Source organism: uncultured Porticoccus sp., from assembly GCF_913061305.1.
Taxonomy (GTDB): Bacteria; Pseudomonadota; Gammaproteobacteria; order Pseudomonadales; family Porticoccaceae; genus Porticoccus.
In genome coordinates, this window is the sequence record NZ_CAJXST010000004.1 from 16313 (window position 1) to 31109 (window position 14797).

Annotated in this window: 14 protein-coding genes; 3 read left to right on the top strand and 11 right to left on the bottom strand. The window is 56.8% G+C overall.

Going from position 1 to position 14797, the window contains the following annotated elements:
* Positions 1–8: 8 nt before the first annotated feature.
* On the bottom strand, positions 9–662 hold the full coding sequence (gene nadD, locus QZ516_RS05525) for a nicotinate-nucleotide adenylyltransferase (RefSeq protein ID WP_297187380.1): 654 nt from the start codon (positions 660–662) through the stop codon (positions 9–11).
* 15 nt (positions 663–677) lie between these two features.
* Positions 678–1931, bottom strand: a complete 1254-nt coding sequence (locus QZ516_RS05530; RefSeq protein WP_297187384.1) for a glutamate-5-semialdehyde dehydrogenase — start codon at positions 1929–1931, stop codon at positions 678–680.
* Between the two features lie 146 nt (positions 1932–2077).
* On the opposite strand from QZ516_RS05530, the gene QZ516_RS05535 reads away from it, so the two are divergent.
* Positions 2078–2923, top strand: coding sequence for an NAD-dependent protein deacetylase (locus tag QZ516_RS05535; RefSeq protein WP_297187387.1), 846 nt, complete (start codon positions 2078–2080; stop codon positions 2921–2923).
* Positions 2924–2931: 8 nt separating this feature from the next.
* Here the strand turns inward: QZ516_RS05535 and QZ516_RS05540 are convergent, their stop codons facing one another.
* A complete protein-coding gene (locus tag QZ516_RS05540) occupies positions 2932–3519 on the bottom strand; it encodes an LON peptidase substrate-binding domain-containing protein (RefSeq protein ID WP_297187390.1) in 588 nt (195 codons plus the stop codon).
* A 74-nt stretch (positions 3520–3593) separates the two neighbouring features.
* Positions 3594–4121: a DUF4124 domain-containing protein gene (locus QZ516_RS05545; RefSeq protein WP_297187392.1), complete on the bottom strand. Its 528-nt coding sequence runs from the start codon at positions 4119–4121 to the stop codon at positions 3594–3596.
* 121 nt (positions 4122–4242) lie between these two features.
* Between QZ516_RS05545 and QZ516_RS05550 the strand changes: the two genes are divergently transcribed.
* Both QZ516_RS05550 and QZ516_RS05555 read left to right on the top strand, forming a co-directional pair.
* Positions 4243–4791 (top strand): phosphatase PAP2 family protein, encoded by a 549-nt coding sequence (locus QZ516_RS05550; protein WP_297187395.1) that lies wholly within the window; start codon positions 4243–4245, stop codon positions 4789–4791.
* Positions 4788–5858, top strand: coding sequence for an MJ1255/VC2487 family glycosyltransferase (locus tag QZ516_RS05555; protein WP_297187397.1), 1071 nt, complete (start codon positions 4788–4790; stop codon positions 5856–5858). The genes QZ516_RS05550 and QZ516_RS05555 overlap by 4 nt, the downstream gene beginning before the upstream one ends.
* 21 nt (positions 5859–5879) lie before the next feature.
* Here the strand turns inward: QZ516_RS05555 and QZ516_RS05560 are convergent, their stop codons facing one another.
* From QZ516_RS05560 to QZ516_RS05590, 7 genes are all read right to left on the bottom strand, one after another.
* The gene (locus QZ516_RS05560; RefSeq protein WP_297187400.1) at positions 5880–7133 is read right to left on the bottom strand and encodes a Y-family DNA polymerase; all 1254 of its coding nucleotides are present in this window, start codon (positions 7131–7133) and stop codon (positions 5880–5882) included.
* Complete coding sequence (gene umuD, locus QZ516_RS05565) at positions 7121–7546, bottom strand: translesion error-prone DNA polymerase V autoproteolytic subunit (RefSeq protein ID WP_297187402.1); 426 nt, start codon at positions 7544–7546, stop codon at positions 7121–7123. The genes QZ516_RS05560 and umuD overlap by 13 nt, the downstream gene beginning before the upstream one ends.
* A 106-nt stretch (positions 7547–7652) precedes the next feature.
* Positions 7653–8336: a CatB-related O-acetyltransferase gene (locus tag QZ516_RS05570; protein WP_297187405.1), complete on the bottom strand. Its 684-nt coding sequence runs from the start codon at positions 8334–8336 to the stop codon at positions 7653–7655.
* Between the two features lie 16 nt (positions 8337–8352).
* Positions 8353–9186: an S-formylglutathione hydrolase gene (fghA, locus tag QZ516_RS05575; RefSeq protein ID WP_297187407.1), complete on the bottom strand. Its 834-nt coding sequence runs from the start codon at positions 9184–9186 to the stop codon at positions 8353–8355.
* 23 nt (positions 9187–9209) lie between these two features.
* Positions 9210–10316: an S-(hydroxymethyl)glutathione dehydrogenase/class III alcohol dehydrogenase gene (locus tag QZ516_RS05580; protein ID WP_297187409.1), complete on the bottom strand. Its 1107-nt coding sequence runs from the start codon at positions 10314–10316 to the stop codon at positions 9210–9212.
* Positions 10317–10421: 105 nt separating this feature from the next.
* On the bottom strand, positions 10422–12053 hold the full coding sequence (locus QZ516_RS05585) for a Na/Pi symporter (protein WP_297187410.1): 1632 nt from the start codon (positions 12051–12053) through the stop codon (positions 10422–10424).
* A 124-nt stretch (positions 12054–12177) separates the two neighbouring features.
* Entirely contained in the window at positions 12178–14724 is a 2547-nt protein-coding gene (locus tag QZ516_RS05590) for an MMPL family transporter (RefSeq protein ID WP_297187412.1), read from the bottom strand.
* Positions 14725–14797 lie beyond the last annotated feature (73 nt).

Consider the following 14797-nt stretch of genomic DNA (forward strand, 5'->3'; position numbering starts at 1 on the left):
CCTGTTGGTTAATACAGCTGGTTTTGGTTAATGTAATCAATAATGCCGTCTGGTACCAGATAGCGGATGGATTCCCCCCGCTGCAGTGCCTGGCGGATCCCGGTGGCGGAGATGGGTAGCAGGGTCATTTCCCGAATCAGCAGGCCGCCGGCCGCTGTTGTCTGCAGTTCCCCGGTTTGGCGAATGCGGTGTCCATCGACAAAATCCCACACTTCACCCGAGTCAGGCAGATGCCAGCCGGGTCTGGCGGCCACCACAAGGTGGGCGAAGTCAGTCAGTTCCCGCCAGCGGTGCCACTGATTGATGGTGTGCAGTGCATCCATGCCGATACACAGGCACAGCGGCACTTCCGGTCCGATTTCACGGCGCAGCTCGATCAGACTGTCCACGGTATAGGAGGGGCCATCCCGGCGCAGTTCACGGTCGTCGGCCACCAGCCCCGGTTCACCGGCCAGACCCAGTTGCAGCATGGCCATTCTCTGCTTTGGCGATGCCTGAGGTGGTGTGCGATGGGGTGGCTGGGCGCTAGGCATCAGCCTCATCTCGGCAAGTGCCAGGGCGTTTTTCAGTTCCAGCGCGGTGCGGAGATGACCGATATGTACCGGGTCAAAGGTGCCGCCAAACAGGCCGACACCACGCAGTTGAGCAGACGATTGGGGCATATCCCGGCGGTGCTCCTATTGGCGGATTTCGCCGTGGCCGAACACGACCCATTTCTGTGAGGTGAGCCCCTCGAGGCCCACCGGGCCGCGTGCATGAATCTTGTCTGTGGAAATACCGATTTCGGCACCCAGCCCGTATTCAAAGCCGTCGGCAAAGCGTGTGGAGGCATTGACCATGACCGAGCTGGAATCCACTTCCGCCAGGAAGCGGCGGCTGCGGGTATCATCGGTCGTCACAATGGACTCGGTGTGATGGGAGCCATAGTGGTCGATATGTGCCATTGCTTCATCCATGTCTGCGACCACCTTGATGGACAGAATCGGTGCAAGATACTCCGTGCGCCAGTCCTCTTCGGTGGCGGGTGGACAGTCGATAATGGCACAGGTCTGTTCGCAGCCGCGCAGTTCGACACCTTTGGCCCGATAGGCCTCTGCCAGTCTGGGCAGAATCTTGGTGGCCACGGCCTCTGCCACCAGCAGGGTTTCCATGGCGTTACAGACACCATAGCGGTGGGTTTTGGCATTCATGGCAATGTTGAACGCCATTTCCAGGTCGGCTTTGTCGTCGATATAGACATGGCAGATGCCATCCAGATGCTTGATCACCGGCACCCGCGCTTCGCGGCTGATCCGTTCAATCAGGCTCTTGCCGCCGCGGGGAATAATCACGTCCACAGAGTCGGTCATGGTGATCAGCTCGCCCACGGCGGCCCGGTCGGTGATCTCGATCACCTGTACGATGGTTTCCGGAAGTCCGCAGTGGACCAGTCCGCGCCGGATGCAGTCGGCGATGGCCCGGTTGGACTCAATGGCCTCACTGCCGCCACGGAGGATAGTGGCATTGCCGGATTTCAGGCAGAGGCTGGCGGCGTCCACGGTGACATTGGGACGCGACTCATAAATGATGCCTACAACGCCGAGGGGGACGCGCATTTTGGCCACTTCAATACCGCTCGGACGGGTTTGTCTGTCGCTGATAACCCCGATGGGGTCGGGCAGTTCCACGACCTGGCGAAGGCCTTCGATCATGGCGTCCACACGGGCATCATTCAGTTCGAGGCGATCCAGCAGCGCGGTATCCAGACCATTGTCGCAGCCCTTTTGCATATCGAGCGCATTGGCGCTCAGGACGCTGGCCCGGTTGCTGTCAAGCGCTTCGGCAATGGCCAGCAGTGCGGCATTTTTTGCCTCGGTGGAGGTGGCGGCAATGACCCGGGATGCGGTTCTGGCCTGCTGCCCGAGTTGTTGCATGTATGATTTGAGATCCATGTCATTCAGTGTGGTGATTTCAGGACCGCACATTATATCGTCGCAGGGCAGATAAGTCCTGATGATCCAGTGATAATTTTCTATTCGGCAGGCGCAATATGGCGGCTATTGGCGACAATCGTAAAAGCGGGGCACAATCAGCCACCATGACGGACAACAATCCCCTGCAGCTGTTGGCTGATTTTGTGCACCGCCATCCAGATTTGCTGGTGTTGAGTGGCGCCGGTATCAGTGCCTCGTCGGGCGTACCGACTTACCGGAACAGTGAGGGGCTCTGGCAGCGCAGACCACCGGTGCAGCACCGGGATTTCCTCCATGACCACAGTGCCCGGCAGCGCTTCTGGGCCCGCAATATGGTGGGCTGGCGCTTTATGCGTGATGCACACCCCAGTCCCTCGCACCTTGCCCTGGCTGGGATGGAAGCGCTGGGTATGATTCGTTCAGTCGTGACCCAGAATGTGGATGGACTGCACCAGCGGGCGGGGAGTCGCCGGGTGATAGACCTTCACGGGCGCATTGACCGCGTGCGCTGCCTGGGTTGTGAAGCATTATTCCACCGGGAGGACATTCAGCGTTGGCTGGAGCAGCACAACCCATCTTTTGCGCAACGGGTGGGTGACGTCGGCCCGGATGGTGATGCGGAGCTGGATGATCTGGATTATTCGGTGCTACAGGTGTGCGAATGCCGGTATTGCGGGGGTGTTCTCAAGCCGGATGCGGTCTTTTTCGGCGGCACGGTGCCGCCGCAGGTAGTTGCAGAAGCGGCCGCAGAACTTCAGCGTGCCGGGGCCCTGTTGGTGGTGGGTTCCTCCCTGATGGTTTATTCCGGGTTCCGGTTTTGTCGCTGGGCAGTTGCGCAGGGCAAACCGATTGCGATGATCAATCAGGGCAAAACCCGGGCGGATGAGCTGTTGTCCCTGAAATTAACCACGCCCTGTGACGAATTATTGCCAGCCCTTGTCAGCCGCTTGCGGGCCAGTGTGGCTGGTTAGTGCGGTGGTTAGCGCTGACTCATTGCGATTAGCCAGCTGCGAATCTGTTGCAGGCGTTCGACCGGATCATCCAGCTCCAGCAGGCTGATTCGCAGCTCCAGCTCGATGGGCAGCAGGCGGGCCAACTGCCAGCCCAGTGCATTGCCATCCTGGGGGGCGACAAAGGTTTGCTGGACAACAGGGTCACCCTCCGCCAGCGCCATTAGCAAATCGAGCAGATCCGCCGTTGAATCGTCCAGTTCAAGCGGTTCGTCCGGGGGGCAGAATCGAATAATGCCGGTGACCAGGCCATCCTGCTCCGCCTCGCTATTGAGTAACTGAAACCGTTGATTACCGCGTATCACGATACCCAACAGGCCGTTTTCAAGTTGGCTCCAATCGATAATCTCGGCAATGGCTCCCCAGGGGTAGACCCGGGGCACTGCGCCGACTTCAGGCCCCTCCAGAATGGGCACGACCCCGAAGGGCTGCTCTTTTTTAAAACACTCGGTGATCATCCGCAGATAGCGCTGCTCAAAAATTTGCAGATTGAGCGTCGTGCCCGGAAAAAGTGGCTGAGTCAGCGGAAAAAGCGGCAGTCTGGTGGTTTCTGTCATGGTTTACTTCGTTCCGGCAAGTGGCGATGAGCCTGGGTGAGTTCCGGTGCGATCAGAATCGGCCCGGGATTTTCTCATTGATGCGGAGAGGGTGTCAGCAGTTTTGATTTCGGTACCAGCAGGCTGTCGTTATTGTAACGCTCACCACTGCGATAGCGTGGGGGATACCGCTGGGGTTTTTGCTTTTGCCAGAAGGGACGATAGGGATAGCGATTGTAACGGGGGTAATAATTGTTGTAATAGTGCTCTTCCCGGTAGATCACCGGCGGTGTGGTCAATTGTTCGGGCATCAGGGCCTCTTCCGCCTCCCTGCGGGCCTGGGTTCTTTTTTCCCGGTCCTGTTGCAGGCGTTCCGTGGTGTTGGCCATCTGCTCGATACGGGCGTTCGCGTCATCTTGAACGCCGTCTTTCCCGGCGGTGTCCGGCAGAGTAATGGTCTCCACCAGCACGGCGTTTTCCAGTGGTGCATCGCTGTAAACCACATTGCCATTGATATCGACGGATTTGTAGACAACCTGCTGACCCTGCACCTGGATGGCAAGCATTGCCAGCAGCATCAGCGCCGCCTGTCCGATACCTGTGATCCGCATTTCAGCCCTCAAATCGTCCGCTATCCTTTAGTTTGACACTTTACCAGCTGCAAAGTTGTGACGGCGACCTGTTTCACAGGATGGTCATATTTTGTTCATGTGGTTGTCACACGGGCTGCCTAATGTGTGATTTATGACAACACCAAAAGCGTTACAAACACTCCACTTGCTCGATGTTGCCACCTTTTTGCGTATTGTGCAGTGGAATACCCGCAAGGGCATTCGAAGGTTTGCCCGTCTGGTCTCTTGCAGTGCCGATGGCTGGCTCTATCCTGCGGCCCCCGCATTGGCGGCACTGTTCTCGATCTCCCTGGCGGTACAGTTACTGATTGTGCTGACAGTCGGTTTTGCCATTGAACGGGCCAGCTATTACGTGCTGAAAAACAGCTTCAGACGCAACCGGCCGCCCCGGGCCATTCCCGGTTACCAGAGTGTGATTACGGCATCGGATGAATTCAGTTTCCCCTCCGGGCATACCTCGGGTGCGTTTCTGGTCGCCACAGCACTGACAATACTTCTGCCACCTGTTGGCATCGCGGTCTACCTCTATGGCTGGGCGTCGTTGGTGGCCCTGTCCCGAGTGATACTGGGCGTTCATTTTCCGTTGGATACGCTGGCGGGCGCCCTGCTTGGTGGCAGCCTTGCCTGGGTTGCCCTGCAATTAACAGGCAGCTTGTTATGAGAATTTTCTACGGTGTGCAGGGCACGGGTAACGGGCATCTTTCCCGTGCCCGGGCGATGGCCAGGGCACTTGATCATTATCCGGATGTCCAGGTGGACTGGTTGTTTTCCGGCAGGCCGCGGGACGCGTATTTTGATATGGCACCGTTTGATGATTTCCAGTGTCGCCGCGGACTGACCTTTCAGACCAGTGCCGGGCAACTGCAACCGCTGAAGACTTTGCAGCATGCCAGTCTGCTGACGTTGCACCGGGATATCAGGGCGCTGGATCTGACAGGCTACGATCTGGTGATCAGTGACTACGAGCCAGTCACTGCCAGAGCGGCGCGTCGCCAGGGTATTCCCTGTGTCGGTATCGGTCACCAGTATGCGTTCTCTTTTCCGGTTCCTCTGCGTGGCGGAAACCTGCTGAGTCGTACGATCCTGCGACGGTTTGCGCCAGTCACCACTCCGGTGGGCCTGCACTGGCACCATTTCGATCAGCCGATATTGCCGCCGATTGTGGATTTTGCGCACGGCCTTGCGCACCGGGGAGATACGGAAAGGCGGGTGCTGGTCTACCTGCCGTTTGAAGATCAGGATGCACTATTGCCACTGTTTCGCCAGTTTCCCCACTATGAGTTTTACATTTACGCCCCGGGTCAACGTTGGCGTGACGATGGTCATTTGCATACTCGTCCGCTGAGTCGGGACGGTTTCCAGCAGGATCTGATCGACAGCCATTGGGTGATCTGTAATGCAGGATTTGAATTGATCAGTGAAGCCCTGCAACTTGGCAAGCGGATTATGGCCAAGCCGCTCCGTGGACAGATAGAACAACTGGCCAATGCCGCCGCCCTGGAGCAGCTCGGTTACGCTGCCATCGAGGACCGCATTGATCGCGCCGCCCTGGCGTTCTGGTTTGATTGCGAGCCGGTGGCGCCCCGCATCAGCTACCCCGATGTCGCCACAGCCCTGGCGCGCTGGATTTATGGTGGCTGTGTCGAGACGGTAGCATCCCTCAGTGACCAGTTGTGGCGCGAAACGGACCGGGGTCGCGGTTCCTGGAAAATGGGCCAGGTCGCCTGAGCTTGAACGTCGTCAATGGCATCAAGTCCGGATAACGGGCAGATCATGCCAGCGGGTAGTGTAGGCCGGTGAGCAATACTGCTGGCGCATCGGCCAGCCCTGACGGCGCCCTGCGCTGGCGAGAAAAGCGGCACCGCGTCCATAGCGCCGGTTGATGGCATCCAGTGTCTGCATCAGCGTGTCGGTGTGGACACTTTGATGATTCTGAAAAATGTCGGCCTGATGATGCCGGCGTGAAATCAGCTCAATCAGGCCGACTCCGGCTTTCAGGTAGGCATGACCCGGCCGGTAGATGGCCCGCACTGCCTGTCTGGCATGGGCGGCGATCAGCCGACTGTCGTCGGTAGCAAAGGGCAGTTGTACCACTGTGCTATTACTGTAGTAGTCAGGCTGGTGGGGCGATGTATGAATAAATACCTGGATGGTCCGGACCAGATGCTGTTGCCCGCGCAGTTTTTCCGCCGCGTTGCTGGCATAGAGGCTGACCGCCTTCAGCAGGGGTTCCATGGTGGTGGGTTTCCGACCGAAAGACCGCGTGCAGTAAATCTGTTTTTTGTCGGGTGGTACCTCTTCCAGTGCCAGACAGGAAATGCCGTTTAGCTCTGCTACGGTACGCTCGACACAGACATTGAAACGCCGACGGATCATTTTCGGGTTGCTGTCGGCCAGTTCCCCGGCACTGTGAATACCCATTCCGGCCAGCTTCTGACCGAGTCGTGAACCGATGCCCCATACCCGGGTGGTTGGCACCTGACGCAGCAACCACTGCCATTTTCGAGGGCTATCCAGCAGACAGACACCTTCGCACCCCGGGATGTTCTTTGCGCCGTAGTTGGCCAGTTTCGCCAACGTTTTACTGGGTGCCAGGCCGACACTGACCGGCATGCGTACCTGTTGCCAGATGGCTCGTTTGATGGTCAGGCCGTACGGTTGCAACGGCAGATCCATGCCGGCCAGATCCAGAAACATTTCGTCGATACTGTAAATTTCGATGTTCGGGCTGAAGTGGCGCAGACTGTCCATCACCCGGCGGGATATATCGCCATAGAGCCGAAAGTTACCGGAAAATACACTGACTTTGTGCCGCTCCAGCAACGGCCGGATCTTGAAATAGGCTTGCAGGTCGGGAACGCCGAGCGCCTTGGCCTCTTTTGAGCGGGCAATCACGCAGCCATCGTTATTACTCAATACCACCACGGGTTTGTTACGCAGATCCGGTCGAAAAATCTGTTCACAACTGGCGTAGCAGCTGTTGCAGTCAACTAGCGCAAACATCGGTGATGGCGCACGGAATGGATGACGACTCCCTCAATGATCAATTCGGCATTGTCGTGCAGTTCAATAGGGGGATAGCGTAGGTTCCCGGCGCGCAGTAACCGCTCGTTGAGATCCAGCACCTTGCAGGTCAGTTCACCGTCGATGGCGGCAATCACCACATCGCCATGTTGGGGTTGCAGGGCGCGATCCACCACCAGCAGGTCGCCGCTGAAAATGCCGAAGCCGGTCATTGAATCGCCTTCGGCACGGGCAAAGAACGTGGCAGCCGGATGTTTCACCAGGTAGTCGTGAATATCCAGCGGTCTCTCGACAAAATCGTCTGCGGGACTTGGAAAGCCCGCTCTTACCGTTGAGCCGAACAGGGGTATGCCGCGGTCAGAGGTGGTCGGTATCAAAAGGGGTGTTTTCATAGCATTAAAATACTGTATATATAAACAGTATTCAATAACATTGTGGGTCGCCCGGGAAAAATCGAATCCCGGCGATAAAGCAAGCGATCTGGTGGGAAAGAAGGGTTTACTTCCGGTCGATCCGTGTGATTTTGTGGCGGGTAATTCTAATCGTCGGGTAAATCGCCGGTTCTTGAGTGGCGCAGACCTGCTCGGTGAAACGTGCGACATTCCTATAATCGAGTTGCCGAAGTGCATGAATATCTCGCGTCCACCACTGGCTGTGCAGTAACTGTTCGATCAGTGCATCTTCAAAACGAAACCGGATGGGTCTGGCTGGATTACCGGCAACAATCTGATAGGGCAGCACATTTTTCGTGACGACGGAATTTCTTCCAATAATAGCGCCATTGCCCACCGTCAGGCCCTCCATCACAACCACATCCTGGCCAATCCAGACATCATTTTGGATGATGGTGGGGGTGGCAACGTATTGGTAATCCGTGCACAGATAGATGCTGTTCGAGGCCCAGTCAACTGGATGAATTCTCTTGCTTTGCCCCAGCGTGACATTTTGCCCCAGAGAGCAAAACCGTCCAATGCTTGCCACGTTGCTGATCATGCCACTGCGGACATAGCTGTATGCGCCAAATGACATCCCCTCAATACCATCGTTAATGATTCTGGTGCTGCCTAGGGATACAGGGGTTTCCGCATAAATGACGGAGGATGACGAAACTCTATCCATATGGTTGATCTTGATGCCCAGGGCCCTTGCCTTTTTTTTGAGTAGATAGTCGTGAAATTTCATTTTATTCCCTGTGACGTTAGAGGTACCGGGCGTGAAAACGGAGGTGATCGCCGATAAAGGAGCTGATAAAGAAATAGCTGTGGTCATAACCCGGTCGATAGCGGATATCCAGCGGGTAGCCCGCCTGTTGCGCCGCATCGGCCAGCAGGTGGGGTTTCAGTTGTGCGTCGAGAAAGTCATCCGCTTTACCCTGATCGACCAGTATGGGCAGGTGATGTGATGCCTGCCTGATCAGTTCGCAGCTGTCGTATTGTCGCCAGTCGTCCCGGTCGTTTCCCAGGTAAGTGCCGAGGGCTTTTTCACCCCAGGGGCAGCGCATCGGGGAGCAGACCGGTGCAAACGCGGAGACTGAGCGATAGCGTTGGGGGTTTTTCAGGGCGACGGTCAGGGCGCCGTGGCCGCCCATGGAGTGGCCGGATATGGCGATCTTTTCATTATCCACTGGAAAGTGGTCATTGATAAGACGAGGCAACTCCTCCACGACATAATCGTACATACGGTAGTGTTTCTGCCAGGGCTGCCGGGTGGCGTTGAGATAAAATCCGGCGCCCAGACCAAAATCATAGGCCCCCGCCAGATCATCGGGCACCCCTTCACCACGGGGGCTGGTGTCCGGCGCTATCAGCGCGATACCGTATTCTGCCGCATAGCGCTGCGCCCCCGCCTTGATAACGAAATTTTCATCCGTGCAGGTTAGGCCGGACAGCCAGTACAGTGCCGGCACAGCCCGCTGATCGGCCTGGGGTGGCAGGTAGATGGAGAATGTCATGTCGCAGTTGAGCGAATCCGCCCGGTGCCGGAAGCGGAGCTGCTGGCCGTCAAAACAGCGATGGGCGTCGATTTGTTCCATGGTCGGGCCTCTTCCTGGTAGCGCTAGTAGCGGATCACCGAGCGAATGCTCTCGCCGGCGTGCATCAGGTCGAAAGCCCGGTTGATGTCGTCCAGCGGCATGGTGTGGGTGATTAGCGAGTCGATGTCAATTTTGCCATCCATGTACCAGTCGACAATTCGGGGGACATCGGTGCGCCCCCGCGCGCCGCCGAAAGCCGTGCCGCGCCAGGAGCGCCCGGTGACCAACTGAAACGGGCGTGTGGCAATTTCCTTGCCGGCCCCGGCGACACCGACGATACAGCTTTCCCCCCAACCTTTGTGGCAGCATTCCAGTGCCTGGCGCATGACATTGACATTGCCAATACACTCGAAGCTGTAGTCCACCCCGCCGCCAGTGATTTCCACCAGGTGCCCAACCACATCGTCCACCTCTGACGGGTTGACGAAATCGGTCATGCCAAACTGTTTTGCCAGCGCAGCCTTGGCGGGGTTCAGGTCGATGCCGATGATCCGGGTAGCGCCAACCATTCGGGCACCCTGGATGACATTGAGGCCGATACCGCCGAGGCCAAATACGGCGACGGTGGAGCCCGGTTCCACTTTCATGGTGAAGGCCACCGCACCGATGCCGGTGGTAACCCCGCAGCCGATGTAGCAGATCTTTTCGAAGGGCGCGTCCTCGCGGACCTTCGCCAGAGCGATCTCCGGCAGCACGGTAAAGTTGGCAAAAGTGGAGCAGCCCATGTAGTGCAACAGGGGTTGTCCGTCGAGGGAAAACCGGCTGGTGCCGTCGGGCATCAATCCCTGGCCCTGGGTACTTCGGATAGCCTGACAGAGATTGGTTTTCGGGTTGAGGCAGAAATCGCACTCCCGGCATTCCGGGGTGTAGAGGGGAATCACGTGATCGCCGGGCTTGAGGTTTTTAACCCCGGCGCCCACTTCCACCACGACTCCGGCACCCTCGTGACCGAGAATGGTCGGGAAAGCGCCTTCCGGGTCATCGCCGGAGAGGGTGAATGCATCGGTGTGACAAACGCCGGTGGCCTTGATCTCCACCAGCACTTCCCCGGCTCTCGGTCCCTGCAGGTCAACCTCAACCACCTCGAGGGGTTTGCCTGCGCCAAAAGCGACCGCTGCTCGTGTTTTCATCCGTCATGTTCTCCGTCTTCAGAAGTTCGCTCACGACTATAATCAGTTGCCTGCGGGGTGGCAAACGGCGCATGAGTGGCAAGTTGCCAAATGGAATTCCGGTGGCTACCTGGCCTCGACCAGATCCCTGAGGGCCGTTGCCAGCATCTGGTTGGATACCAGCATTTCCCGGTTGACATTGAGTAGTGTCGAAAGAGGGACACCGATACCATCACCGCTGCTGTGGCGGGTAATCATTTGATGGAGACGGTCGTGGGACAAATTGATTTCGGTGTCCAGTTGCTCGCGCTTTTCGGCAATCAGTATGGGGTCGGTCTTTTCCAGCAGGTTGAGCAGGTGCCGGTAAATGGTACGGATGTCGTGGCGGATGGTTTCTATCATTTCCTCATCGTCGGACTGCATCCGCAACTCCACGATGTTGAGTCGTATATCCTTGAAGCTTTTGGCACTGAAGACCATATCTCTGGCCGCGTGCAGCAGCCCGGAAACAATCTGTGCTTCATCGCTACTGGCCTTTTCCTGCAAGACCCGGTTGGCGTAGTGCAGGATTTGCTGTTCGGTGTGTTTGATATCCGCGTACTGGTCATCGTAGCTGGGGTTTTTGAGGCTGATTTCACGATATACCGGATAGCCCTCGTATTCCTGTAGCAGTTCTTGTGGGCGTATTTTCAGAACCCGAAGATTGAGGATGATGACCCGGTAAAACAGCCGGATCACTTCCTGGTGAATGGCTTCACTGGCGGCATCGCTGACGCTGGCCGGAACCTTGGTGATGAATTGGCAACCACTGCCATCTTCGTCGGCAAAGCGGTTTTTCAGCCAACGGGCGAATGGTGAGACGAAGGGCAGGAACAGGATAATCGCAAACAGGTTAAACAGGGAGTGGAACAGCACCACGGCGTACATGGGATCCTGTACCGTCAGGGTCTCGGTAATCAGCTGCAGGATCGGGTACAGGAGCACCAGCCCGATCAGGCTGGACAGCAGATGAAAGATAAAGTGGGCCAGCGCCACCCGGTGTTTGTCCGGAGAGCCTTTCAAGCTCCCCAGAACAACCGTGACGGTGGTTCCCAGATTTGCGCCTGCCATGATGGCTGCCGCGGTGGTGAGTGGCATAATCCCGGCGTGAATAGCGCTCAGTACAATCATCATGGTGGCTGAGCTGGATTGAACCAATGCCGTAAATAGCAGCCCCCCCAGCGCATAGAGCAGGATCGGGTAATCGGCAAATACCCCCGGAACACTCTGCTCGACCAGCGTCCCCATGCTGGTTTTCATAAAATCGAGCCCCATCAGCAGCAGTCCCAGTCCGAGCAACAGCCTGGCCTGACTGTGGCGTCGGTGTTCTGTGCTGATAAATACGGTACCGAGCGTCCCCACAGCCAGTAGCGGCAAGGCATATTCTGTGAGGCTGAGCTTGAAACCGATGGTGGCGACAATCCATCCGGTGAAGGTGGTTCCCAGGCTGGCGCCGAAAATGACCCCCAGGGCGTTGGCCATGGTGAGGATGCCCGCCCCCACAAAGGCCAGCACGATAAGGCCGACCATGGAGCTGCTCTGCAGGCAGGCAGTACTGACGACACCCATCATGACACCGCGTACCGGCGTGTTGGTGTAATCCCTCAGTATGCGACGGAAGGCGCGGGTACCGAGTGTGCGTAACGCCTGTTCCAGAACCATCATCCCGTAAAGGAAAATGCCCAGTCCGGCCACCAGTTCCCAGGGTTGAAACGGCATAGTTGGAATGCTCTCCGGCAGGTTTGTACTTATAGGTTGTTTTGTAAAAAGTGTAGCAGGGAACCAGTTGATAGGACCAAAAACCGCAACAGACGATGAGCCGTTGCGGTTTTTAGAGCCCCTGTTACTTGCCGAAAGGCTTGAATATCAGAATCAGTTTTGGCAGTAAGGTCATGGAGCCGAGTAACGCTGCCAGCATGGCCAAACCGGTGAGCAGACCGAAGTAGACGGAAGGGATGAAGTTCGACAGTGCCAGAATGGAGAAGCCAATGATAATGGTGATAGCCGTGTAAAACAGTGCCCGTCCAATGCTGGCATGAGCCCGGTGCATGGTGGCGATATAGTCGCGATCCACGGCAAATTCCCGCCGGAAACGGGTAATGTAGTGAATCGCGTGATCCACACCAATACCCACTGTAATAGCCGCGATGGTAATGGTCATCATGTCCAAGGGGATTCTGGCAAGCCCCATGCCGCCGAGGACCACGGTGGCGGCAAGCATGTTTGGGAGGATGGCAATGAGGGAAATGGACAGGGAGCGGAACAGCACCAGAAACATGGCCATGATGCCGATAAATACGGCCCCGAGGGTCAAAATCTGGGAGCGGAACAGGCTTTGCAGCATGTTGTTGTAGAGTACCAGCAGGCTGGTTAGATGCACCTGGTCTTCCTGTAAGCCCACCTCGTCCATAGCAAACTGGCGAATATTTTCCAGTAGTTCCGGTCGTTTCAGCTCGCCGCCGGTTTCCCGGATGCGCAAAGTGATGCGGGCCTGATTCAGTTCGTCGTCAATGTAGGGATCAACCAGAAAAGCGGCATTGTCCCGGGACAGGCTGTTGCGGAGAAAGGCCAGTTCCAGATCGTTCAGGCGGTGGCCCATCAGGTCTTCGGCGACGTCGGTGATCATTGCCAGCGAATTGACTTTGCCCACTTCGGGAAGTGACTCCAGGTAATCATGCATCTGGTTCAGCTTCTGAATGCCGACCCCTGTGAACCAGTAGCTGTTGGTCGAAGTTTCCTTGCCGGTACTGCCGTCGTCGGCAAAGGGGTCTTCTGCAGCAAAGGGGTCCTCTGCCGCAAATGGATCTTCCGCAGCAAACGGATCTTCTTCACCCGCATCGGCACTATTGATTCCGCCGGCGTGTGACGTGGCTGTGTCGGGTGCATCCAGAATGATATCGAGTGGTGTGGTGCCCCCCAGCTTTTCATCGATAACGGAGAGCCCCTGATGAATTTCGGTGTCGGAGCGGAAATAGTCTATAAACCGGTTTTCCACCTGTAACTGGGAGATCCCCCAGCCGCTGATCACTGCGGCCAGCAAGGCCAGGCCCAGAACCAGTCCGCCGTGATTTTCGGTGAACCGTGAAAAATACAGGGTATAGGCCGCCGAGTTGTCACCACTGTCGTTGTTATGGCCCTTGCCGAGCAGCATCATGCCGGCAGGAATCACCACAAATGCCAGTACCAGTGCCAGGGTAATACCCATGGTCATCATCCAGCCAAAATCGATCACTGGTCGGATGTCACTGACCACAAGGGAGACAAAAGCCACCACGGTGGTGAGCACGGTGTACAGGCAGGGGCGGGCCATGTAATTGACGGTTTCACTGACCAGTTCCATTTGGCTGCGCTCAGGAGATTCGGCCAGGATTTCGCGGTAGCGAACAATCAGGTGAATGGTCAGCGCCAGGGTGATGATCAATAGCAGTGCGACAAAGTTCGAAGAGATCACGGTCAACCGCCAGTCAATCCAGCTCAGGTAACCGAGCATGATTTCCACCGATAGCAGACAGGTCAGCAGTGGCAGAACGACCCAGCGAATTTGCCGGAAAATGATGGCCAGGGTCAGGATGATAAACAGCACGATACCGGTGCCAAAAATTCGCAGATCGCTTTTGATAAAGTCAATCATGTCGGCGGTAATCATACTGGGTCCACCGAGGAACAGCTCTGCGCGATCCTCAAAGGCCGCCATTTTTTCTCGCACCTCATCCACCCTCTGGTGTTCAACGGCGGCGCGCTCGGTGCGGTAGTCGAGGAATTCTTTGCTCACCTGTTCCAGTTCGACTTCTTCTTCCGGTGTCAGGCCTTCGGTATCCCGCTTCAACCGTAGGGAATCCCGTTTGCGAACCAGATCAAGGTATTTCCGGTCCAGTTCCATAGTGGCCAGCAGCGCCGTGGTTTGACCATCCGGGCTGAGAATCAGGTTGCGATAGATGGGACTTTCGAGAAATTCCTTGCGAGCCTGATCGCGGTCAGTATCCTCGTCGGTAAGTTTGCGCGGCTCGTCTTTGAGTTGGGAGACTTTGACCTTGGGGCTGTAGAGCAGCGGGACGTCGAGCATGGAGGTGATATTGGCTACGCCCTCAATCTGCTTCAGTTCATCGCGAATTTCCCCCAGCGTAGCCAGCGATGCATCGTCAAACAGATCCCCTTCTTTGGGGGTATAGGTGACCACCAGAAAGTCACTGCTGCCATAGTGTTGCAGTGTCTGGCGGAAATAGTCCAGGTCTTCGTCATGTTCCAGGGTCAATGAGTCAGCAGAGGCGTCCAGCTTGAAGTTCGGCAATCCGAAAGCCATGCCCACCGCCAACAACAGCACCGCAATCAAGACAGCCAGAGGATGTCGAAGAACGATGGATTGGTAAATTCTCAGTAACCTTGCTGACATGGCTGTTCCTTATTCTTCTGGTGGGTAGTCACAAGCGGCACATTATGCCAGAAGAAACTAGCGTGCCGCACGT

Coding starts and splice junctions, on each gene's coding strand:
- nadD (WP_297187380.1), bottom strand. CDS start 662: ATGCCCCAATCGTCTGCTCAACTGCGTGGTGTCGGCCTGTTTGGCGGC.
- QZ516_RS05530 (WP_297187384.1), bottom strand. CDS start 1,931: ATGGATCTCAAATCATACATGCAACAACTCGGGCAGCAGGCCAGAACC.
- QZ516_RS05535 (WP_297187387.1), top strand. CDS start 2,078: ATGACGGACAACAATCCCCTGCAGCTGTTGGCTGATTTTGTGCACCGC.
- QZ516_RS05540 (WP_297187390.1), bottom strand. CDS start 3,519: ATGACAGAAACCACCAGACTGCCGCTTTTTCCGCTGACTCAGCCACTT.
- QZ516_RS05550 (WP_297187395.1), top strand. CDS start 4,243: ATGACAACACCAAAAGCGTTACAAACACTCCACTTGCTCGATGTTGCC.
- QZ516_RS05555 (WP_297187397.1), top strand. CDS start 4,788: ATGAGAATTTTCTACGGTGTGCAGGGCACGGGTAACGGGCATCTTTCC.
- QZ516_RS05560 (WP_297187400.1), bottom strand. CDS start 7,133: ATGTTTGCGCTAGTTGACTGCAACAGCTGCTACGCCAGTTGTGAACAG.
- umuD (WP_297187402.1), bottom strand. CDS start 7,546: ATGAAAACACCCCTTTTGATACCGACCACCTCTGACCGCGGCATACCC.
- QZ516_RS05570 (WP_297187405.1), bottom strand. CDS start 8,336: ATGAAATTTCACGACTATCTACTCAAAAAAAAGGCAAGGGCCCTGGGC.
- fghA (WP_297187407.1), bottom strand. CDS start 9,186: ATGGAACAAATCGACGCCCATCGCTGTTTTGACGGCCAGCAGCTCCGC.
- QZ516_RS05580 (WP_297187409.1), bottom strand. CDS start 10,316: ATGAAAACACGAGCAGCGGTCGCTTTTGGCGCAGGCAAACCCCTCGAG.
- QZ516_RS05585 (WP_297187410.1), bottom strand. CDS start 12,053: ATGCCGTTTCAACCCTGGGAACTGGTGGCCGGACTGGGCATTTTCCTT.
- QZ516_RS05590 (WP_297187412.1), bottom strand. CDS start 14,724: ATGTCAGCAAGGTTACTGAGAATTTACCAATCCATCGTTCTTCGACAT.